The 21,594-nt window shown below is 47.8% G+C and carries 26 protein-coding genes; 20 read left to right on the forward strand and 6 right to left on the reverse strand.

Annotated features, from left to right (window positions below; translation table 11 throughout):
• The first annotated feature begins 67 nt into the window (after positions 1-67).
• The 8 genes from spoIVB (at position 68) to L6442_RS11315 (ending at position 6,174) form a co-directional block, all read left to right on the forward strand.
• Positions 68-1,396 (forward strand): SpoIVB peptidase, encoded by a 1,329-nt coding sequence (spoIVB, locus tag L6442_RS11280; RefSeq protein WP_212978483.1) that lies wholly within the window; start codon positions 68-70, stop codon positions 1,394-1,396.
• Positions 1,397-1,581: 185 nt separating this feature from the next.
• On the forward strand, positions 1,582-2,388 hold the full coding sequence (gene spo0A / locus L6442_RS11285; RefSeq protein WP_194230256.1) for a sporulation transcription factor Spo0A: 807 nt from the start codon (positions 1,582-1,584) through the stop codon (positions 2,386-2,388).
• A 407-nt stretch (positions 2,389-2,795) separates the two neighbouring features.
• Entirely contained in the window at positions 2,796-2,978 is a 183-nt protein-coding gene (locus L6442_RS11290) for a small acid-soluble spore protein H (RefSeq protein WP_212978482.1), read from the forward strand.
• A gap of 32 nt (positions 2,979-3,010) precedes the next feature.
• On the forward strand, positions 3,011-3,181 hold the full coding sequence (locus L6442_RS11295; RefSeq protein ID WP_212978481.1) for a hypothetical protein: 171 nt from the start codon (positions 3,011-3,013) through the stop codon (positions 3,179-3,181).
• A gap of 243 nt (positions 3,182-3,424) precedes the next feature.
• On the forward strand, positions 3,425-3,934 hold the full coding sequence (locus tag L6442_RS11300) for a metallophosphoesterase (RefSeq protein ID WP_212978480.1): 510 nt from the start codon (positions 3,425-3,427) through the stop codon (positions 3,932-3,934).
• 143 nt (positions 3,935-4,077) lie between these two features.
• Complete coding sequence (locus tag L6442_RS11305; protein WP_212978479.1) at positions 4,078-4,929, forward strand: stalk domain-containing protein; 852 nt, start codon at positions 4,078-4,080, stop codon at positions 4,927-4,929.
• 121 nt (positions 4,930-5,050) lie between these two features.
• Positions 5,051-5,944 carry a ComEC/Rec2 family competence protein gene (locus tag L6442_RS11310; protein WP_212978478.1) on the forward strand — a complete coding sequence of 298 codons (894 nt, stop codon included), beginning with the start codon at positions 5,051-5,053 and terminating at the stop codon, positions 5,942-5,944.
• Between the two features lie 8 nt (positions 5,945-5,952).
• Positions 5,953-6,174 carry a DUF3006 domain-containing protein gene (locus L6442_RS11315; protein WP_212978477.1) on the forward strand — a complete coding sequence of 74 codons (222 nt, stop codon included), beginning with the start codon at positions 5,953-5,955 and terminating at the stop codon, positions 6,172-6,174.
• A gap of 349 nt (positions 6,175-6,523) precedes the next feature.
• Here L6442_RS11315 and L6442_RS11320 read toward each other — a convergent pair whose 3' ends face one another.
• Both L6442_RS11320 and L6442_RS11325 read right to left on the reverse strand, forming a co-directional pair.
• Positions 6,524-6,901 carry a cupredoxin domain-containing protein gene (locus L6442_RS11320; protein ID WP_212978476.1) on the reverse strand — a complete coding sequence of 126 codons (378 nt, stop codon included), beginning with the start codon at positions 6,899-6,901 and terminating at the stop codon, positions 6,524-6,526.
• A gap of 197 nt (positions 6,902-7,098) precedes the next feature.
• A complete protein-coding gene (locus tag L6442_RS11325) occupies positions 7,099-7,689 on the reverse strand; it encodes a thymidine kinase (RefSeq protein ID WP_212978475.1) in 591 nt (196 codons plus the stop codon).
• A gap of 189 nt (positions 7,690-7,878) precedes the next feature.
• Here L6442_RS11325 and L6442_RS11330 point away from each other — a divergent pair, with 189 nt between their 5' ends.
• Positions 7,879-8,094: a hypothetical protein gene (locus tag L6442_RS11330; RefSeq protein ID WP_212978474.1), complete on the forward strand. Its 216-nt coding sequence runs from the start codon at positions 7,879-7,881 to the stop codon at positions 8,092-8,094.
• Between the two features lie 161 nt (positions 8,095-8,255).
• On the forward strand, positions 8,256-8,582 hold the full coding sequence (locus L6442_RS11335) for a hypothetical protein (RefSeq protein ID WP_194230246.1): 327 nt from the start codon (positions 8,256-8,258) through the stop codon (positions 8,580-8,582).
• Between the two features lie 43 nt (positions 8,583-8,625).
• Here the strand turns inward: L6442_RS11335 and L6442_RS11340 are convergent, their stop codons facing one another.
• Complete coding sequence (locus L6442_RS11340; protein ID WP_212978473.1) at positions 8,626-8,925, reverse strand: DUF2627 domain-containing protein; 300 nt, start codon at positions 8,923-8,925, stop codon at positions 8,626-8,628.
• Positions 8,926-9,220: 295 nt separating this feature from the next.
• Here L6442_RS11340 and lpdA point away from each other — a divergent pair, with 295 nt between their 5' ends.
• The 5 genes from lpdA (at position 9,221) to lipB (ending at position 14,949) form a co-directional block, all read left to right on the forward strand.
• Positions 9,221-10,642, forward strand: a complete 1,422-nt coding sequence (gene lpdA, locus L6442_RS11345; protein ID WP_212978472.1) for a dihydrolipoyl dehydrogenase — start codon at positions 9,221-9,223, stop codon at positions 10,640-10,642.
• A gap of 161 nt (positions 10,643-10,803) precedes the next feature.
• The gene (locus L6442_RS11350; RefSeq protein ID WP_212978471.1) at positions 10,804-11,844 is read left to right on the forward strand and encodes a thiamine pyrophosphate-dependent dehydrogenase E1 component subunit alpha; all 1,041 of its coding nucleotides are present in this window, start codon (positions 10,804-10,806) and stop codon (positions 11,842-11,844) included.
• The gene (locus L6442_RS11355; RefSeq protein ID WP_194230243.1) at positions 11,835-12,821 is read left to right on the forward strand and encodes an alpha-ketoacid dehydrogenase subunit beta; all 987 of its coding nucleotides are present in this window, start codon (positions 11,835-11,837) and stop codon (positions 12,819-12,821) included. Before L6442_RS11350 ends, L6442_RS11355 begins: the two co-directional genes overlap by 10 nt.
• A 20-nt stretch (positions 12,822-12,841) precedes the next feature.
• Positions 12,842-14,212 carry a dihydrolipoamide acetyltransferase family protein gene (locus L6442_RS11360; protein ID WP_212978470.1) on the forward strand — a complete coding sequence of 457 codons (1,371 nt, stop codon included), beginning with the start codon at positions 12,842-12,844 and terminating at the stop codon, positions 14,210-14,212.
• Positions 14,213-14,250: 38 nt separating this feature from the next.
• Positions 14,251-14,949, forward strand: a complete 699-nt coding sequence (gene lipB, locus L6442_RS11365; RefSeq protein ID WP_212978469.1) for a lipoyl(octanoyl) transferase LipB — start codon at positions 14,251-14,253, stop codon at positions 14,947-14,949.
• 1 nt (position 14,950) lies between these two features.
• On the opposite strand, the gene prli42 is transcribed toward lipB, so the two are convergent.
• The gene (gene prli42, locus L6442_RS11370; RefSeq protein WP_194230240.1) at positions 14,951-15,052 is read right to left on the reverse strand and encodes a stressosome-associated protein Prli42; all 102 of its coding nucleotides are present in this window, start codon (positions 15,050-15,052) and stop codon (positions 14,951-14,953) included.
• Positions 15,053-15,383: 331 nt separating this feature from the next.
• On the opposite strand from prli42, the gene L6442_RS11375 reads away from it, so the two are divergent.
• Positions 15,384-16,508, forward strand: coding sequence for a tripeptidase T (locus L6442_RS11375; RefSeq protein ID WP_212978468.1), 1,125 nt, complete (start codon positions 15,384-15,386; stop codon positions 16,506-16,508).
• A gap of 92 nt (positions 16,509-16,600) precedes the next feature.
• Here the strand turns inward: L6442_RS11375 and L6442_RS11380 are convergent, their stop codons facing one another.
• Positions 16,601-17,824: a tetratricopeptide repeat protein gene (locus L6442_RS11380; protein WP_212978467.1), complete on the reverse strand. Its 1,224-nt coding sequence runs from the start codon at positions 17,822-17,824 to the stop codon at positions 16,601-16,603.
• Between the two features lie 141 nt (positions 17,825-17,965).
• The gene (gene mciZ / locus L6442_RS11385; RefSeq protein ID WP_373871807.1) at positions 17,966-18,118 is read right to left on the reverse strand and encodes a Z-ring formation inhibitor MciZ; all 153 of its coding nucleotides are present in this window, start codon (positions 18,116-18,118) and stop codon (positions 17,966-17,968) included.
• 63 nt (positions 18,119-18,181) lie between these two features.
• On the opposite strand from mciZ, the gene L6442_RS11390 reads away from it, so the two are divergent.
• The 4 genes from L6442_RS11390 (at position 18,182) to fur (ending at position 21,299) form a co-directional block, all read left to right on the forward strand.
• Entirely contained in the window at positions 18,182-18,787 is a 606-nt protein-coding gene (locus tag L6442_RS11390; RefSeq protein WP_373871806.1) for an NUDIX hydrolase, read from the forward strand.
• Entirely contained in the window at positions 18,787-20,019 is a 1,233-nt protein-coding gene (locus tag L6442_RS11395; protein ID WP_212978574.1) for an endonuclease Q family protein, read from the forward strand. Before L6442_RS11390 ends, L6442_RS11395 begins: the two co-directional genes overlap by 1 nt.
• 54 nt (positions 20,020-20,073) lie before the next feature.
• Positions 20,074-20,721 (forward strand): stage II sporulation protein M, encoded by a 648-nt coding sequence (spoIIM, locus tag L6442_RS11400; protein ID WP_194230237.1) that lies wholly within the window; start codon positions 20,074-20,076, stop codon positions 20,719-20,721.
• Between the two features lie 95 nt (positions 20,722-20,816).
• Positions 20,817-21,299 carry a ferric iron uptake transcriptional regulator gene (gene fur, locus L6442_RS11405; RefSeq protein ID WP_212978466.1) on the forward strand — a complete coding sequence of 161 codons (483 nt, stop codon included), beginning with the start codon at positions 20,817-20,819 and terminating at the stop codon, positions 21,297-21,299.
• Positions 21,300-21,594: the final 295 nt, after the last annotated feature.

Here is a 21,594-nt window from a genome sequence, read left to right on the forward strand (position 1 = left end):
TTAAAGGTACGCAATTGGCGACCACCTTTTTCGTCAAGCGAAAGAAGCCAAAGGAGCGTGACAGCCATTGAACTGCAGCCTCAGGATTAAAATGCTCGGTCTTTTCATTGTCTTCTTTCTTTGTTTTTTTGGCATGACAGCACCTGTACAGAGCTTTACGTCCATACCAAACGAGATCAGGATGTTTGCCGGCGATTCGAACTCCGTTCAATTGGCCATGCCGGTAGCTGCACAAGCAACAATCGATCGTCCGGATGTCTTGCAGATGAACGGCTCAGCCGCTTCAACGCTGAAGGTTTCCCCGCAGCAGCCGCTGCAGCTTCAACCCCAGCATAGCGGCAAAGCCAAATTGACCTTTAAGTTGTTTGGTAAAATTCCGTTTAAAACGGTACAAATTCATGTCATTCCTGATCTGAGAGTAATTCCTGGCGGCCAAACCATCGGGGTCAAGGTGAAATCCGCAGGCATCCTTGTGGTCGGGCATCATTTGGTTCATGTCGACCCCACAACGAAAGTTTCTCCCGGGGAAAATGCCGGTATTCAACTTGGTGATTTAATGACCCATATGAATGGTCAACCATTAAAGGACATATCGAAAGTAGCCCAGATCGTGGAGGATGCCGGAAGCAAGAAACAACCGCTTGAGATTACTTTTAAACGCGGAGACAAGTTCATGAAAACCAATCTGACACCCGCTTTTGATCAAAGCGAGCAAAAATGGAGACTTGGACTTTATATTCGCGACTCCGCAGCCGGTGTGGGCACATTGACCTTTTACGCCCCGGAGCAAGGGGTTTACGGAGCCTTGGGACATGTTATCACGGACATGAATACTCAGACGCCGATTACGGTTGGCAGCGGCGAGATTCTTCAATCAAGCGTTACTTCGATTTCGAAATCTCAAGACGGAGAACCAGGTGAGAAGAGAGCTCACTTTCTGAAAGATAGCAAAGTATTGGGAAGTATTGAACGCAACACTCATTTTGGTATTTTTGGGAAGATGGCTAAGAATCCTGAATACAGCCTTTATAAAGAAGGCATCCCTGTAGCTTTTGCAGAAGAAGTTCAAGAAGGTCCGGCTGAAATTTTAACCGTTGTGGATGGACAGCAGGTAGAGAAATTCAAGGTGAATATCGTTCACGTTTCTAAACAGGATTCACCGGCTACCAAAGGCTTAGTCATACGGATTACCGATCCAAGGCTTATTGAAAAAACGGGAGGAATTGTGCAGGGCATGAGCGGAAGTCCGATTGTACAAAACGGCAAGCTTATCGGTGCTGTTACCCATGTTTTTGTGAATGATCCGAAATCGGGATACGGCTGTTTCATTGAATGGATGCTTCAGGATTCAGGCGTTATTCCTCAGCGTGATGCATTAAATCTTAAGGCGAGTTAAGCCTTAAGATTTTTTTGTCGTTTTTGGCAGAAAATACGTGGAATTTGAATAAAAATATTTATTATAAATCAACTTCAAAAAAAAATAAACAAAAATAATTTTCGACAGAAGGAATTTGAATTGGGATGTCGAAAAGTATTTCAGACGAAAAAAATTGGATATTGATTCTAAGGAGGAAGCAGCCAGTGCAAAAAATCGAGGTTTTATTGGCGGATGACAACCGTGAATTCACAAATTTGCTTGCCGAGTATATTACGGAGCAAGAAGATATGATGGTTACGGGAATCGCCTATAATGGCGAGGAAGTACTTAATATGATCAGTGAATCGCGAAAAATTCCGGATGTACTCATTTTGGATATTATTATGCCTCATTTGGACGGTTTGGGCGTTCTGGAGCGACTGCGCGAAATGAATTTGTCACCACAACCCAAAATCATTATGCTGACTGCTTTCGGCCAAGAGAACATCACTCAACGGGCTGTACAGCTTGGAGCTTCTTATTACATTCTTAAACCGTTTGACATGGAGGTTCTTGCAAGCCGCATTCGTCAGCTTGTAGGCGGACAGAGTGTAACTTCAGGGAATGTCAGCATGTCGTCGACCGTGAAATCCAATGTCGTTCCGATGGCAAAAGGCAAAAATTTGGACGCCAACATCACTTCGATCATACATGAAATCGGCGTTCCAGCGCATATTAAGGGATATCAATATTTGCGCGAAGCCATCACGATGGTGTACAACAATATCGAAATTTTGGGCGCCATCACTAAAACGCTGTATCCCGCCATCGCTGAAAAATTCAAAACTACGCCTTCCCGCGTGGAACGCGCCATTCGCCACGCCATTGAAGTGGCCTGGACGCGTGGCAACATCGATTCCATCAGCCATCTGTTCGGTTACACCATCAACATTAGCAAGTCGAAACCGACCAATAGCGAATTCATCGCGATGGTTGCAGATAAGCTGCGGATTGAGCATAAGGTGAGTTGAAAAGCTGGTGAATTGCGGAAATAGACCGAAAATAATGGAGAAGTCATCGATTTCTCGACGAATCGTCAGGGAATTTCGAATAACTGTTCCGTTTTATCTGTTACATTTCCATATTCGCCTAAAATTACGGATTAACCTACTGATACTAGTTCATGTTTTTATCATAAAGAGTGCTGTTCGTCTTAAAGACGGGCAGCACTCTTTGTTTGGATTAAAAAAATCGTGACGAAGTTGGTCTGTACATAATTGACTGACATTTAATAAGGAAGGGAATTTGTTTTTATAAGGTCCAGAATGCTTGGCTATACAAGTTGGAACTTTTTTTGTACTGGATGAAGCATGCATAACAAATATTTGCCCAGCGCATAGTAAAGACGAACTCTACTCAGTAAAGGAGGTCTTTCTGCATGAATGTTCAAAGAGCACAAGAAATAGCGTCCTCTCCCGTTATGGCGAATGTGTTGTGTGATGGGACTCCGGTCTATATTCAGCATGTGAACGAACAGAGTGAGACGGCACGCATTTATGCGCTGAACAATCCGGAAGAGGAGCGGGAAGTACCTTTATATTCGTTATCAGAGCAAGGTTAGGCAGATGAAATTAAAAGGAGGAGTTATTGAGGATGGAGAAAAATGAACAGAAAGCCGTCGAGGCGGATCGTTTGAATTTTCATGACCAAACCGATGATGTAGTCCGGCATGTGCCTGCCACGACGGATGCCAGCGAAGCCGTTGCAGCCATCACCTCACATATCAATAAATACGATGTACCGGATGAGTTGGAAGAAAAATAGCAAATGGCCGAGGCGCGCACAGGATATCCTGCTGCGCGCTTTTTATATATGACGAATAAAAGATCTTGATCTTGGAGTACACCTTTGCAAAATAAACCATATGTCCGTGGAGCCGCATTGGGAGCCATTGTCGATAAATATTGAAAGCAGAAAACCTCTTTTCACAAAGAAAAGAGGTTTTTTCGCAAAAGCGTAAAAGCCTGAGGTATAATTAAAAAACAACCATTAGGGAGGAAGTGGAAAATGAGCCGTGTATATGTAATTTCGGATCATCATTTTGGCCATCAGAAAATTATTGATTTTGAGTCCAGACCCTTCGGCACAGCGGAAGAGATGGATGAGTTTATGATTGAACGCTGGAATTCCGTAGTAACGAAACAGGACAAGGTGTTTCATCTTGGCGATTTTTCTTTTTACAATAAAGATAAAACCAAAACGATCGTGGAACGATTAAACGGACATAAGTTTCTGATTATGGGCAATCACGACCGCGGGCGGAGCAAAGCCTGGTGGCTGGATGCCGGTTTTGATGAAGTAAGCGAATATCCGCTCGTGTACCAGTCTTTTTTCATCTTGTCGCATGAACCGCTTTATATGAACAAACACATGCCTTACGTTAACATCCATGGCCATATCCACAGCCAAAAATACGAAGGGCTTCATTATTTCAACGCCAGCGTGGAACATTGGGATTACAAACCGATTTCTTTTGAAGAAATCAAAAGCAGTCTGGTGCCAAACGAAGAACAATAACATGATTGAAGTCAGGATAAAAGACCCGCTGGAAAAGGTTACAATCTTTTGGCTGGATAAGTATATGAAAACCATTTAGTATAAAAGTAACAAATATACAAGCATACACTGAAGCTATGCTTTTCTTAGAGAGGAGCTTCACGTTGATATATAAGAAATGGATCATCGCTGCTTCAACCGCGGCGGTTGTAATTTTATCCGGGACTTCAATCATGGCCTTGGCCAAAGACAATCCAATCAAAATCATGCTTAACGGCACGGAACTGGTTACTTCCAAAGGCGTGCAAAAAGTAGATGGGGCGATCATGCTGCCTATCAAAGAGTTTGGCGAACTTTTTGGCAAAGACGTCTCTTTTGACGAGAAGAACAACACCGTAAGCATCAATAATCAAGCAGGCGTAATGGTGGCCGAATCTGAGGACAAAACCGTCCGCATTTCAGGTGATAAAACCGAATCCGGAACCTTTGAACATTTAAAACTGGAGACCCCCGTTTTCACGCGCAGCATACCTGGATATAGTGTGACGAATCCGAGCTATGCTCCGCAAATCATTAGCGAGGATTTAAACGGTAACGGCAAAAAAGAAACCGTCATCATTTTAACTACTGGATATGGTACCGGTGTTTACCAGTCGAATGTTCTTGTGTATAATGCGGAAGGGGAAGAGCTGCATGTAGAAGATGGCAATACGGCGTTTTTGAAGCAGTTTAGCGGGAGCTTTACAAGTGAAGGTCTTGAGCTAATGGTACAGGGCACCCGTTACGAGATTCCTTCCGGGCTTGTTTTGTCGGAGGCGGGCCAATTAAACAGCGCACCGGGGATTGGGAGCATCCTGCAATATGCAGTGGAGGACGGCGTTTTAACGGCCACGACAGCGGTCCAGATCTCTCCGGCAGAATATGTGGGGGACTTAAAATTAAAATATTCTTTTAAAAACGGCCTGTTTCAGGCCGGAAATGCAAGCTTTGAGATATATCCGGAATATCGTTCTTAAGGTGCGATCAAAAAAATGATAGACCATTCGATTTACCGAAAGTAGCGTAATTACGGGCATTTTTCGTGCAAATCCGATTCACTATTTTTTTGGTCGCGCTAAAGCGCAGGAAAGGAAGTTTATGCGAACATCCAAGAGTACATACGCAATCATTTTTTCATTATTGGCCGGTATTTTTTTATTTGTTTTTTCGGGCTGTTCTTTGGAATTATCTGATGCAGGTTCGGCAGATCAAGCCGACGGCAAGCAGCAGGGCAAGCAGCTTAAGGTTTATTTTCTGGATGTCGGACAAGGCGCTTCGCAGCTGCTGGTTACTCCTTCAGGCAAAACGATGCTGATCGATGCGGGGAATAACGACAAGGAGCAGAAGATGCTGGATTACATGAAAAAGTACCGTATCGACAAGCTTGATGTCGTCATCGGCACGCATCCGGACGCGGATCATATCGGAGGACTTGATAAAGTCATTGACCATATTCCTGTCGGTGCGATCTACATGCCGAAGGTCCAATCCAATACGAAAACCTTTGAATCTCTGCTCATATCGATCAAAAACAAGGGACTGAAAGTTAAAACGGCAAAATCCGGCTTGTCCTGGGACCTCGATGATCAGGTTCATGTGGATATGCTTGCGCCAACAGGCACTTATGAGGATACGAATAATATGAGCGCCGTTGTGAAGGTTACTTACGGGCAAAACTCGTTCCTTCTGACAGGCGATGCGGAAGCGGAAAGCGAAAAGGACATGATCGCATCAGGTGCGAACCTGCAAGCGGATGTCCTGCTTGTGGGTCACCATGGGTCCAATTCATCCACAACCGCGAAATTTTTGAAACAAGTTCACCCTAAATATGCCGTGATCCAGGTGGGCGAAGGCAACTCTTACGGACATCCGAAACCCAAGGTATTGGATCGCCTGCAGCAGCAGGGGGTCGAAGTCTACCGAAATGACAAGCAGGGGACGGTTGAAGTAACCTCGGACGGCAGATCCATTCATATTGCCACAGAAAGGTAGTGGAACATGTGAAAGTATCTACTGGAATTATCGAAGGTTTTGAAGGAGATTACTGCAAAATCGAATTGAACGGAAATGTTCAAGCGGTGCCAAAAACGCAAGTTGATCCCAAAGCGAAACGCGGGGATGTCGTCGAATGGAGCGGGGGGAAGTGGATCCCGAACCCTGCTCTGACCCGGGAACGAAGCGCGGAAATCAAAAAATTGATGGATGATGTTTGGGAGGATTGACGCTGGCGGGTGATGGACCTGACTAGAGTAAGTGAAGTGAGAAAAAGGTTGCGAAAGTACATCTTTTTATACGTCACAATTATCTCGCGCCAGGAATTCCTGCAAAAGTGCATCTATTGATGTGATTGAGCTCGTGTTTGATAGATATCGGTTAAAAAGCTTGCACTTTCACATCAATTTACTTAAAATAATTTATTTTTCGCTGAAAAGCCTGCACTTTTGCAACAATTCTATAAGTGCAGGCTTTTCAGCGTATGTAACACGTAAATAACGGATCTGTACACCATTTTGCCGCCGCGCGCAGATCCCTGCGCTCAAGTGTTTGGTGCTGCATGACGGGGGTCCGTTTTTATTCTTCCACGATCAGCTTGCCTTTCATATCGCCATGACCCGCACCGCACATAATGGAGCAGTCAAAGTCAAAGGTTCCGGCTTTATCCGCCGTGAATACTTTTGAACCGTCTCTTGTCAGGTTGATTTTGTATCCGGAGATTTCCAGACCATGAGCGCCATTCGTATTTTTGAGCACGAGTTTTATTTTTTCGCCTTTTTTCACTTTGATCTCGGAAGGCGTGAATTCAAAGCTTTTGGCACTAACGGTAATTTCTCTGGCATCTTTGTCTGACGGCGAATCGGATGCGTTATTGGAGCTGGAGTCATTGCCGCAGGCTGCAAGCATGGCTGCAGAAAGTACCGCGACTGCGAACAAGGAAAATGCTTTTTTCATTTTTTTCTCCCCTTATTGAATATGGTGGAATTAAGGCTAAATTTGCGGACTTGTTTACAAAAAACGAGTTTACGCCTCTCCCTAAAATGTGTCAATATATATTTTTATATAATAATGAGTATAAAATAATAGCATCTTTTGACTAATTCGTCTATATATGCAAAAAAGCTCTTCCTGTTTGAAGAGCTTTTTCCATTTCATTGTACCTTATGTGGGGGAACAAAACAGTTCCGGCATCGGGGCTCGTAATCATCGGAATCACCGATCAGGATAATCGAACCGAGCGGGGCTGGCTTGCCGTTGACGATCCGTTGGGTAAAGACAGCTTCCGGACTGCCGCAAACAGCGCAAAAAGCGGTAAGCTGCTGAATGTCATCGGCCATCGCAAGCAATCCTCCGATAAATCCGAATTCTTTGCCCCTGTAATCCATATTTAATCCGTCCACGATAACATGTTTGCCCTGATAAGCCAGTTCTTCGACCAAAGCCAGAATCGGTTTGTTAAAAAACTGCACTTCATCAAATGCGACGACGTCGGCATCGGCGGTTTCCTTAATGATTCGGGCTACGACTTCATCGGTCAAACGTTTTGGAATCGAGATGGCCGGCAGGCGATAGCCGATGCGGCTGACAATTTCATCCTTCGCATAGCGCTGATCCTCAGCCGGTTTATAGGCTACCAGCTTTTTCCGTCCGTATTGGACCAGCTTTTGGCATCTGCGTATCAGTTCACCTGATTTTTCGCTAAACATGGGTCCCGTGATTACGGTTATCCGTCCTTTATTCACTTTTATGCTCCTTTCCCATTTGAAACCAGGTCCTATTACAGGATGAAGAATCACGAAAAATGGCGACTTTTATAGAGTACCATAATCTTCTGAGAGTGGCTATATACTTCTCTCGAAACTGGCGTAAACCGGGCGGAAAGTGGTAAGGTTAGAGATAGATAGTCTATGCATTGACGGAGGAATGTTTACATGTTTGAAAAAATGGAAAGATATCAGAATCGAATTAAGGAACTGGAGGAGGAGCTGAAGCAGGTTCCGGAAGTTCGGGAGCTTTTGGATGAACTGCTGCAGGACTTGCATGAAACGACTCGGCAAAATCATGCCCTGCGCAGAACCATTTTAAAAAGTTCAAGCAGCAAGGAATCAAGAATGTCCACCAAACTAAGGGATGCGCTATACGAATAAAATCTGTTTTATTGAGATTATGCTTTCAGCGGGAATCTGCTGCCCCTTAGCAAGTATGCCCGAGATACATTTTTCTTTTTATTTTTTTATAAAATACACCAAATTCATCCGGCTGTTATATGCTGTAACAGGAGTACATCAGACGATGGCGGGGTGATCTAGTGAGCCAATCCAGAAAAAAACCGCAGAGCAAATACAAAGCTCCCCCGAAGAAGAAGCCGCTTCAGACCTCGGTAGCGGCTACGGAATTAAGTCCGCAGCAGATTGCCGTCATTGCCGGGCTTCTCTCGGGTTTTTTTGTGGTGGAATCCGTACTGTATAACCGCTTTAACGAGCTGAAAGTAATACTGACCAGCACTTCGCTGACGGAACTGCCGGTATTGGGGAACAAAGAGAGGGAAGAAAAGGAGGATATACCTCTAGATGTTATTGCGAGCGAAACGGATTCGCAATCCGCGGCAGCGCCCGTTGTTTTCCGGAAAATTTAAAAGGCCCCGCCACGGTCGAAAAATGCGGCGGGGTCTTGCGCTTTTATGGGGTAGGCTGGGCAGGCGGCTTCGGTTTTCGTTTTTCTTTGAACCTTGGCCCGACGTAATTCCGTTTACGGTCGCGGAACAAAATCCATCCCCCGAGAAAGCTCATGCCGACGAGAAACATCAGCAGGCCGAGTCCAAAATGCCCCCATTCAAACACGGGTGTTACATCCGTATTTCCGTGATCCGAATAGAACCAGAATATGGCGTCTTTCATAAATAAAAAACCTGTCATCGCCATCAATCCGGGGATCACCAGAATCAGGATGGCAATGAAACGGGAAATGATTAATTTCATATTTAAAATTCCCTTCCTGTCGTACTTATTTACATAATCCTATCATAACGTTTTCATGGGCTCCAGTCTATTCCCGCGGCAATCCATTTGGCGGCGGTTTGTAATGAAGAAAAAAGCGAGTACAATAAAAAGATAAGTAAAACATCCATCGACGTAGTCTTTCAGAAGACAGACAACGTTTAAAGATTGTTACCCTTGCGCTACAAGGATGTTTGAATTGTTTTAGTATCAATAAGCAGTTTGTATGGCATATGCGGTTTGCTCAAAAATTAAGGATAGATGATGGGGGATGGACATGAATATTTCTTGCGACGTGGCTGTACTCGGCGGTGGAACCGGCGGATATGTGGCGGCAATACGGGCGGCTCAGCTCGGCAAACAGGTGGTAATTATTGAAGCGGACAAGCTGGGTGGCACCTGCCTCCACCGCGGCTGCATTCCAAGCAAATCGCTGCTGCGGAGCGCCGAAGTATACGCGGATATCCAAGGCAGCGAAAGCTACGGCATTGAAACCAGCGGGGCGAAGCTGGTCTTTTCCAAGGTTCAGAACCGGAAAAATGCGATCGTCGATCAGCTTCACCAAGGCGTTCAATACTTGATGCGCAAAAATAAAATCCAAGTGCTCAAAGGGAAAGGCCGCGTTATCGGGCCCTCCATTTTTTCGCCGAAAAGCGGCGCTGTGGCTGTTGAACTTGCCGATGGGGAAATGGAAACGGTTGTGCCGACGAACCTGATCATCGCTACGGGATCGCGTCCGCGCACGCTGCCTGGACTCGAACCGGACGGCCGATACATTTTGACCAGCGACGATGCACTTGTGATGGACGAGCTTCCGGAATCCATCCTTATCGTCGGGGGTGGGGTGATTGGTGTCGAGTGGGCTTCCATGCTGAATGATTTCGGTGTGCGGGTGACTGTCGTCGAAGCCGCGGATCAGCTTTTGCCTGCCGAAGATCAGGATGTGGCCCGTGAATTGCAAAAACTGCTGGCAAAGCGCGGGGTTACTATTCATACAGGCGGTATGGTTCAGACGGATACATACCAGGTCCAAGACGGTCAAGTCAGCATCGAGATGCGAAAAGGAGAGAAAAACGAGATCCTGTCGGCCTCATGCATGCTAGTTTCTGTCGGACGCCAGGCCAATGTGGAGAATATCGGTCTGGAGAATACGGATGTGCGCGTGGAAAAGGGAGTTATCGCGGTGAACAAGTTTTTGCAGACCGGCGAAGCGCATATTTACGCCATCGGGGACGTCATTGGCGGCCTGCAGCTGGCGCATGCAGCCAGTCATGAAGGCATTGCAGCCGTGAATCATCTTGCGGGAGAGTCCATTCACAAGGTTCCTGAGCATATGATTCCGCGCTGCGTATATACACGTCCCGAGGTTGCGAGCGTAGGTTGGACGGAAAAAGAGGCGCGCCGGAACGGGCATGAGGTCAAGGTGGGAAAATTCCCGTTCCAGGCGATCGGCAAAGCTTTGGTGTATGGCAGCAAAGAAGGTTTTGTGAAAGTTGTGGCAGATGCCAAGACGAATGACATTCTCGGAGTCCAAATGATCGGGGCGCATGTAACCGATCTGATCAGTGAGGCCGCTTTGGCGCAGGTGCTGGACGCGACACCTTGGGAGGTCGGGCAGATGGTGCATCCGCATCCGACGCTGGCTGAAGTCATCGGAGAAGCCATGCTGGCTGTGGATGGAATGTCCATCGGTATGTAACCTGATCCTAAAGCTGCACCTTATTCCTGACAGAATTCAAAAATCGTTCTTTTCTTTTTGGTGCGTAAAGGATTATAATAAACTTAATCCAAGTCTTAGTACCAGGTTTTAATATCAGGTTAAGATTTGGTTTAAGGCTTATGAATAAGGAGGTACCTCATATGAATGAACAAGGTACTGTTGGAACAGGGCATGAGCATGAGCAGCTTGGACTCAGCAACGGACAAGTGATTGACATGTACAAATATATGCTGCTCGCACGCAAATTCGATGAACGTAATTTGCTGCTGCAGCGAGCGGGCAAAATCAATTTCCACGTGTCTGGCATCGGCCAGGAGACCGCGCAGGTAGCGGCGGCGTTTGCTTTGGACCGGGAAAAAGATTATTTCCTGCCGTATTACCGCGACTACGGTTTTGTTATGGCCGTGGGCATGACCGCCCGCGAACTGATGCTGTCGTCTTTTGCGAAAGCGGAAGATCCGAACAGCGGCGGACGTCAGATGCCGGGCCATTTCAGCAGCAAGAGACTGCGCATTTTGACGGGTTCCAGCCCGGTAACGACACAGGTTCCCCATGCGGTCGGCGTAGCGCTGGCGGCTAAAATGAGAAAGCAGGATATCGTTTCGTACGTCACTTTTGGCGAAGGCTCCAGCAACCAAGGGGATTTTCATGAAGGCCTCAATTTTGCGGGAGTACACAAACTGCCTGTCATCATCATGTGCGAGAACAATCAATACGCGATTTCAGTTCCCGCTCACAAACAAATCGGCGGCAAGGTAAGCGACCGTGCGCTTGGTTACGGATTTCCGGGATTCCGCGTCGACGGAAACGACGCGCTTGCGGTATATAAAGCCGTGAAGGAAGCGCGTGAGCGCGCGATCCGCGGCGAAGGGCCGACGCTGATCGAAGCAATGATGTACCGGTTGTCTCCGCATTCCACTTCCGATAACGACATGGTTTACCGGACGAAGGAAGAAGTCGAAGAAAACTGGAAAAAAGACGGGATAGCCCGCTTTAAAGCCTACTTAATCAACTGCGGTATATGGGATGAAGCGAAGGATGCCGATTTGCAGGAGCAAGTTGCGCTTGAAATCAAGGATGCGACCGATTTTGCGGATAACGCGCCTTATCCGAAGCCTGAGGAAACGCTGCTGCATGTCTATGCGGACGATCGTGAAGAGGGGGAAAAGGCATGGCAGTAATGGAATATATCGATGCGATTCGCCTCGCCATGAAAGAAGAGATGGAGAAGGACGAATCCGTATTTGTTCTCGGTGAGGATGTAGGCGTAAAAGGCGGCGTTTTTACGACCACCAAAGGCTTGATAGAGCAGTTCGGCGAAGACAGGGTGCTCGATACGCCGCTTGCCGAATCCGCCATTGCGGGCGTAGCGATCGGTGCGGCGATGATCGGCATGAAGCCGATTGCGGAGATGCAGTATTCCGACTTTATGCTGCCTGCCACGAACCAAATTATTAACGAAGCGGCCAAAATCCGCTATCGCTCCAACAATGATTGGAGTTGCCCGCTCGTGATCCGGGCGCCGATCGGCGGTGGGATTTTCGGGGGATTGTACCATTCCCAATGTCCGGAATCCATCTTTTTCGGGACGCCGGGTCTCAAAATCGTCGCTCCGTTTACGGCCTATGACGCAAAAGGACTGCTGAAGGCAGCGATTCAGGATCCCGATCCGGTTCTGTTTTTTGAAAACAAAAAATGCTACAAAATGATCAAAGGCGACGTGCCTCTTGATGATTATACCGTGCCGATCGGCAAAGCCAATCTGCTTCGTGAGGGGGCGGACATTACTGTCATCGGCTACAGCATGCCGCTTCATTTCTGCATGCAGGCTGCGGAGGAGCTTGAGAAGGAAGAAGGCATTACCGCCCATATCCTTGATTTGCGCACGCTGCAGCCGCTCGACCGCGACAGCATCATCGAGGCCGTACGCAAGACCGGCAAGGTGCTGATCGTACACGAGGATAATAAAACCGGGGGCGTCGGGGCCGAAGTGGCGGCGATCATCTCCGAGGAATGTTTGTTTGATCTCGATGCGCCAATCATGCGCTGCTGCAGTCCGGATGTGCCGGCGATGCCGATCAGCCCGCCGCTGGAAAAGTTTTATATGCTGAGCAAGGATAAAGTGAAAGAAGCCATGCGTCAGTTGGCAATCTACTAGGGAAGCTTAGGGGTGAAAAAATGTCAGAAAATCAAAAGTTAACCGATGTGGTGATGCCGCAGCTGGCCGAATCGCTGGTTTCGGCTACAATTGCCAAATGGCTGAAGCAGCCCGGAGACAAGGTCGAGCAGTATGAGCCGATTTGTGAGGTAATAACCGATAAAGTGAATGCCGAAATTCCTTCGACCATGGACGGGATAATGGCTGAGCACTTAGCGGCTGAAGGCCAGACGATCGGTGTCGGGGAAATTATTTGCCGCATGACGGTAGCGGGTCAGGCGCAAGCGGAGGCAGCAGGAGTCAAAGAAACGCAAGCGGCTGCGCCAAGCGCCTCTTCCGTAAACGCCGGGGACAGTTCGATGAGAAACCGTTACTCGCCTGCGGTTCAAACGCTGGCTGCCCAGCATGGCGTTGATCTGAGCACTATTCAGGGTACGGGAATGGGCGGACGGATTACCCGCAAGGATGTTCTAGCCTATGTGGAAAAGGGCGGTGCGGACAATCAAGCGCAAACCGAAGCAGGACAAGCCGCCAAAGAAGCGGAATCTCCATTCAAAGGTTTGGCGCATGCCAATCCGGCGGTTACGAAGGAGCAATATATTCCGCTGTCTCCGTCGCCGGAAAGAAACTCGGGCCTTCATATGTCGGAGCTGCCTAAAATTCCGTCCATTGAAGTGGAAAGCACCGGCGGAGAGCGCGAAACTCTGATCGATGTAACGCCGCTGCGCAACGCGATTGCAACCAATATGCGTCAGAGCGTATCCGAAATTCCGCATGCTTGGACGATGGTCGAAGTGGATGTTACCAATCTTGTGCTGCTGCGCAATAAACTTAAGGATGAATTCAAACGGAGAGAAGGGTATAATTTAACGTATCTGGCATTCTTCCTGAAGGCTGTCGTGAATGCGATCAAAGATTACCCGATTATGAACTCCGTGTGGGCAGTGAATAAAATTATCGTCAAACGCGATATCAACATTTCGCTGGCCGTCGGTACGGAAGATTCAGTGATGACTCCGGTCATTCAAAGGGCGGATCAGAAAAATATTGCGGGATTGGCCCGCGAGATCGAAGAACTCGCCACCAAAACTCGCCAGGGCAAGTTGAAGCTGGAGGATATGCAAGGGGGAACCTTCACGGTGAACAACACTGGATCTTTTGGTTCCATTTTGTCTTACCCGATCATCAACTATCCGCAGGCCGCCATCTTGACGTTCGAATCCATCGTCAAACGTCCGGTCGTGATCAACGACATGATCGCGGTCCGCTCGATGGCCAATATTTGTTTGTCCCTGGATCACCGGATTTTGGACGGAGTGATCTGCGGCCGATTCCTGCAGCGGGTTAAGGAAAATATCGAAGCCTATACGCTTGATACCAAAGTGTATTAATGTCAGTAGATTCATCATCTGGAAAGGACGAATTTTTCATGAACAAAACACTTCATGTTTCCTACACGCCGATGATGGGTTATGATGCAGCTTGGGATTTGCAAAAATCAATCGTAAAAAGCATTGACCTTGGAGAGCAGCAGGATACCCTGCTGCTTTTGCAGCATCCGCCAACCTATACTATCGGTTCGCAAAGACATCCGGAGCATCTGCTTCTAAGCAAGGAGGAACTTGAGGAGAAGGGGATCGGCTTATTCGAAATCGACCGAGGCGGGGATATTACATATCATGGTCCCGGCCAGCTTGTCGGGTATCCGCTGCTTCTACTTGAGGGGGCAGGTCTGGATTTGCATGCCTACTTGCGTAATCTGGAACAGGTTATCATTAATTTTTTGTGGCATTATGGCATCGAAGCGGGACGCAAACCGGAGTATACGGGCGTTTGGGTCGGCGATTTGAAGATATGCGCCATCGGCGTCAAATTCAATAAATGCCGCAGCCGCCGCGCTTTTGTCACCAGTCATGGCTTTGCTTTCAACATAAAGGACGGGATTGAAGAGCAGGGCTTTAAGGGGATTATTCCTTGCGGAATTCAGGAATACGGCGTAACTTCGCTCGAGAAATGCACGGGAAGAAACTTTTCGGTGGAGCAGGTAGCCGAGGAGATTATGCCGTTTTTCGCAAAAGTATTTTCGTATGAAATTGCGGCAGATTCTGCAATTGATGCGGCCCGCTGAGTCAGCGGGCGATCACGGATTCCACGACTCCGAAAATAATGGAGCCGAACATGGCGATAAGCATCAAGTAAACAAATACGCGGAACCATTTCTTGTTTTGCATAACTACTCCTTTACCGGCTCAAAACATGATAAGTATTTAACAAGAGGCGTGGTAGCGGAGGGGACGGAATCGATCTGAAGAAGCGGTAGCGGTCGCCTTTGTCTCCGGATTTCTACCAATTTGGAAAGTTATAATCAGAGAAATTTGGAGACAACAGCGATCGGAAGAACGATCCGTAACCGCAGCGGTCAAACCGCCTAATATCAAGAACTATTTTCAGTTTTGAGCCATTTACTGAATTAAAATAGGTTGTGCAATATGAATTTAGAGTCCATACAGCTTGTTTCAACTATAATTATTGTAACTTAACCATGAGAGAGAGGAAAGTCCAATGATCATACAGGAACGTTTAGTGGAAGAATTTATGGAACTTGTCCAAGTCGACAGCGAAACAGGTCATGAAGAAGAGATTTCGGCGGTTCTTCAACAGAAGTTTGCCGACCTCGGACTGGATGTGGTTGAGGATGATTCGAAGCCAAGAACAGGGCACGGTTCGGGAAATCTGATCGTAACGCTGAAGGGAACACCGGGCGTCAAAGCTCCCAAGCTGTTTTTTACATGCCATATGGATACGGTAACTCCTGGCAAGGGAATCAAGCCTTCTCTTGGCGAAGACGGATGGATTACAAGCGACGGAACAACCATTCTTGGTTCCGACGACAAAGCCGGCATCGCCGTGCTCATGGAAGCGATCAAGGTAATCCGTGAACAGCAAATTCCGCATGGACAAATCCAGTTTGTGATCACCGTAGGCGAGGAATCCGGTTTGCTCGGAGCACGCGCAATGGATCCGAAATACCTCGATGCCGAGATAGGATATGCGATTGACTCGAATGGAGAAATTGGCGCAATTGCCGTTGCGGCTCCGACTCAAGCTAAAATGAAGATGAAAATCTTTGGAAAATCCGCTCATGCCGGCGTTAATCCGGAAGATGGAATCAGCGCGATTCAGGTTGCATCCAAGGCCATTTCGCGAATGAAGCTGGGGCGGCTGGATCATGAAACGACCGCGAATATCGGTAAATTTGCCGGTGGCGGTCCTACGAACGTGGTCTGCGATTACGTGGAGATTGATGCGGAAGCGCGCAGCATCGTGCAAGATAAAGTTGAACGTCAAATGGAACATATGCGCGAAGCACTCGAAAGCGCCGTGCAGGAATGCGGAGCAAAATGCGAATTTATCGGCGAAATCGTGTACCCTGCATTTCATTTCGATGAAAACGATGAAGTTGTGAAGCTTGCGCAGCGGGCCATCGGGAATATCGGTTTGACCAGCCGGACCTTCCATTCGGGCGGCGGCAGCGATGCGAATATCTTCAATGGCATGGGCGTGCCGACTGTGAATCTGGCGCTTGGTTATGAGAACATCCATACGACCAAGGAGCGCATTCGTGCAGTAGATATGGCCAAAGCGGCCGAGATGGTCATCAGCATTATCCGTGAAACGACCAAATAATTTGGGATTTACAGCAAAAAGGCTGTTCCCGCCGGCAAAGTCATTGCCGGCCGGAGCAGCCTTTTTGCATGAAACGGGCGGGTATATTGGCTTTAATGCAGCAGAACCCCAGGATTAGCAGCATGGTTCCGTTTTTGAGCCGGAGTCCACTTCGTATGCCAATTCGTTATATTCATAATTTGCAAGGCACGGGAGATATTATCCAAATAACGTTCGATTTTAATGAACATTTCGCTGCCGACTATAGTGCTTTCCAGTCTAGCCATCAAGGATTTCCGGGTTTGCTGCAAATAGCAGGAAGCGGCTCCGAACCTTGCTGTTGAATGATTGGGATCCGTGCCGTAAATGGCTTCAAAAATGGCGGCGGCTTTTTCATAATTTCCTGTGTCATATTCAATTTCCGCGGCAATAAAGCAAATATCAAGCGAAATCTGGCTGCGGTCACATAGCGGAAGCTGCTCCATTTGTGCGATTAAGGACGCGGCCAGTTCACGATAACCCTGCTTGTACAGCGTATAGATCAGCTCGTTGTATTCATGGGCGGTCGGACTCGGCAGCATCTCCCACGCTTCATTGATTTTGCCGAGGGCAATTGCGGTTTTGGCGGTTTCCAAAGCTTCATATCTGGATAAATTGGACAAACCGATACCTCCGTTCATGCCATGCAGACACCATTTGCAAACGTTTATGGCTTCCGCGGCCCGAACCGTATGCTGGGCTGTGACCAGAAGCACGTCATTAGGGTGCATGGCTTTTCGTAATAATAATGAAAGTGCTTTCTTAAACCGGTTTATGTAAATGAGGCATAGTATATAGCGGTACTGCTTGATGTCATTCAAGTCCGCGTGAAGGCTGTGGGATTCGTAAAGTTCCAGCGCCGATGAATAAGCGCCAAGGTGCCACAACGTCTCTGCAATGGGGAAGATGTCATCTTCCATCAGTTCCGATGCGATTGCGGTCAGTTGGCGGCGGATTTCCGAGTCGCTTGTCCCTGACTGATGGAGCATGGTTCCGATTTCAATCAGAGCTTCCGTGGCGTATCGCTTCCTAGCCAGGCACTCTCGAAACGCTGTAATCGCAAGCTCCATCCTGCCGAGCTGCCGGAGCAGTCTGCCGTATTCCAGCAGGCACTCGTACCTGTCAAAAGCTTGCTTTCCGAAGTCGGAAAGATTTTTTTCAGTTGAAAGTGCTTTTTCAAAACAATGAAGCGCTTCTTGGGCCAAGCCGCGGGAACGATACCAAACGCCTAATTTATAATGCTGTGCAGGAGATTCGGGTTGGGACTTTAGCAAGAAATCGAATTGTTCTTTCTTCATATAGACCCCCCCGCTATATATAACAACTTATGCCGTCTTAAGTTATACAGACACGAGAAAAATTTGAAAAAAAACAGGGCATAAGCGATTATTTTTCATATTTTCCGAGTTATCTTCAAATATAGTGCAACAGAACCATTTTTATCTCATTGTTCTGATGTTCGATCTTTCCAAAAATTCGGTCAAAGGAGCATGGGGCCCATATTCCTTCATCCACTGCTTCAGCATGATGCGGATTTGCCAAGCCTGTCCAACCATATGAAAGGAATGTTCGGTACGATAGCTCTTCATCATCGCTTCCCTCTTTCCTTGTTGAAGTTTGTTATAATAACACCATATGAGTCAGCTTGCACAAACATGCTTGTTTTTAAAATAAGGAGAGATGAAACTTTGAAAAAATATATGCATTCCAATGATAGACTGGATGAAGTAACGGTCTCCACAGAGCCCATATATGAAGGGAAAATCATTTCTCTGCAGGTGGACACGGTTCGGCTGCCGGATGGCAGCACAGCTAAGCGGGAGATTATAAAGCATCCCGGTGCTGTAGCCGTGCTTGCGGTTCATGACAGCAAAATGATTATGGTCGACCAGTTCCGGCAGGCTATGGGTCGCTGCGAACTGGAGATTCCGGCAGGCAAGCTCGAAAAAGGTGAAGATCCGCTTGAAGCTGCCAAAAGGGAACTGCAGGAGGAAACCGGTTATGTTTGCGATAACATCAAGCTTTTGCATTCTTTTTATACTTCGCCGGGGTTTGCCGACGAGATTATACATCTCTATATCGCAGAGGAGCTTCGCAAGGGTGAAGCAGCTCCCGATGATGATGAATTTCTTGAGCTTTATGAATTGACATTGGCGGAAGCGGAAGAAGCCGTCGCGTTGGGAAAAATCAGTGACGCTAAAACAATGCTGGCTGTATATGCATGGAAGCTGAAGCAGGCGACGGGAGTTTTCGGTTTATGATGATTGAGACTTTGAATTCATCTCATGACAAGGGCCAACCGCTCAAGGAATATTATGCCGACCTGCATATTCACATCGGACAGACAACATCCGGCCAAGCCGTAAAGATCAGCGGCAGCAAGGATTTGACCTTCGCTAATATCGCCAAGGAAGCGGCCGGACGAAAAGGCATGGATCTGATCGGAATCATCGACTGCCATTCGCCTGAGGTGCAAAAGGATATCATGGATTGCCTGCATTCGGGCGAAATGACCGAACTGCAGGGCGGTGGGATTTCATACAGAGGGACAACCATCCTTCTTGGCAGCGAAATCGAAATTTTTGAGGAAGGCCGCGGCGCGGCACATTTGCTTGCATATTTCCCCAATTTGCCGGTAATGCAGCATTTCACCGCATGGATGGCCAAGCATATGAAAAATGTAAACCTCAGTTCGCAGCGCATTTATGTTCCCGCCCGCAAGCTCCAGGAAGAGATTTACGCGCGGGGCGGCGTTATGATACCGGCACATGTGTTTACACCTCATAAAGGAATCTACGGGAATGTCGCGCCGCGGATGTCCGAAGTGCTCGATCCCGCGATGATCAGCGGCGTGGAACTTGGACTCAGCGCCGATTCGGAGATGGCGGGACTTCTCTCCGAACTCGACGGCTTTACGTTCGTCACGAATTCGGACGCGCATTCCCTCGGAAAGATCGGCAGGGAATATAACCGGATCCGGATGGCCGAGCCTAACTTTGATGAATGGGTTCTGGCGCTGAATAAAGCCAAGGGCCGCGGCGTAACGGCAAATTTCGGCCTGAATCCGAGACTGGGAAAGTATCACCGCACTTATTGCCTGGGATGCGGACACATCCAAAGCGGAGAGGAAGCCGTTACTGGAGCATGCCCGCATTGCGGCAGCGTGAAAAAAGTCCAGGGGGTTCTGGACCGGATACTGGATATCGCCGACCGGGAGGAATCCTGGAATCCTGCGGACCGTCCCCCATACCACTATCAGATTCCGCTAGAATTCATTCCGGGACTCGGAAAAGCGACGATGCAAAAGCTGCTGGAGCATTTTGGCACAGAAATGTCGATTTTGCATCGGGCTTCTGAATCCGAGTTGGCTGAAGTCGTAGGCAGCGGCTTGGCGGAGAGGATCGTGAAAGCGAGAAACGGCCTTCTAGCGTTGACATCCGGCGGAGGCGGGACTTACGGCAAGGTAGCGGATTCATCTACCGACAAGACATAGTTTGCAGCTTGTCTTCATAGAGTAGAGGTATGTGATAGGAAGGGGGAATCCTGTATGCGAACTTTCCGCCATACCTTGAAGCAGCAAACGGTGCTGTATATTTTTGTGGCTGTCCTGTTTCTTGTGGGTGTCATTTTCGGTGCGCTTATGGTCAATGCGTTGTCGCTTGAACAGCAGCAGGACCTGGGGCGGTATTTGCAAAATTTTTTTGTTACAGTGGATCAAAGCCATACAGGCATGGGTGCCGCGCAGTCTTATTGGAGCATTGCGGGCCTGCATTTGAAATGGGTGGGCCTCATCTGGTTTCTGGGATTGTCGATCATCGGACTGCCGGGAATACTTATCCTTGATTTTCTTAAAGGCGTGCTGATCGGTTTTACGGTCGGTTATCTCATCGCTGAATTTTCATGGAAAGGCCTGCTGTTTGCTTTGGTCACTGTGGCTCCCCCCAATCTGCTTATCATACCGGTTTTAATCGTATCGAGCGTATCCGCCATTGCTTTTTCACTGCACGTGATTAAAAACAAGGTGATGCTGCATAAGCGCGTCAACGTCGTCCGGCCTTTCATGTCTTATGTCGGTTTAACCCTAGTAATGTGCTTTATCATGCTTGGCATTTCATCGTTTGAGACTTGGGTAACGCCTTCCATGATGCAATGGGTGACACCATCCCTGCTGAAAACGGCTGCAGCCTTGATGTGAGGAAAATCGTTTGACTTTGCAGCGCAACTCCCCCTATAATGAAAGATGTGATATATAGCAAAAGTGTAGTGATTTTTCCTGTGGGGAGGGAGAAAATGGAAGCTCGGATCGATAAGATCAAACAACAATTACAATCCCAGGGCTATAAACTGACACCCCAGCGGGAAGCTACCGTCAGAGTTTTGCTCGAGAATGAAGAAGATCACCTTAGCGCGGAAGATGTTTTCATGCTCGTTAAAGAAAAGGCTCCTGAAATCGGTCTGGCTACCGTTTACCGTACCCTTGAGCTGCTCAGTGAACTGCATGTCGTTGAAAAAATCAATTTCGGCGACGGCGTTGCCCGATATGATTTGCGAACGGATACAGCAAAGCATCACCATCATCATCTTATATGTGTAAAATGCGGCAGTATGGACGAAATTCGCGAGGACTGGCTGGGTCCGCTGGAAGAGCGGCTCGAACGCGAATTCAATTTTACCGTTTCCGATCATCGGCTTGATTTCCATGGGGTTTGCCACCGCTGCAAGGAAAAAGAAGAAAATGAACGCAGCGATAACGGCAATAAACCGGAGGCCTGAACGAATCGGAAATTTGATCGGCTAAAGATCAGAAGCTCTCGCCGGCATGACCTGCCGGAGGGGGCTTTTTTGAGATTTGAGATTATAGAATTTAGGGTCCCCTTAAAGGATTTGGAATAAGCACCGAAGTATTGGCTCCGCTCAGTACTTTTGCTCCGCAAAAGCGCCCTTCTTTGAAGGGCGTCAGACTTCTTTCCGATACTCTTTATGGGGTTATTTGGGTGGCTGAAATCGCTGTTGGTCATACCGCTGGACAAGGTATCATAAGCTGAATCAGGAAGGCCTCTATTGCCTT

This window comes from Paenibacillus azoreducens (assembly GCF_021654775.1).
Classification (GTDB): Bacteria; Bacillota; Bacilli; order Paenibacillales; family Paenibacillaceae; genus Paenibacillus_AQ; species Paenibacillus_AQ azoreducens.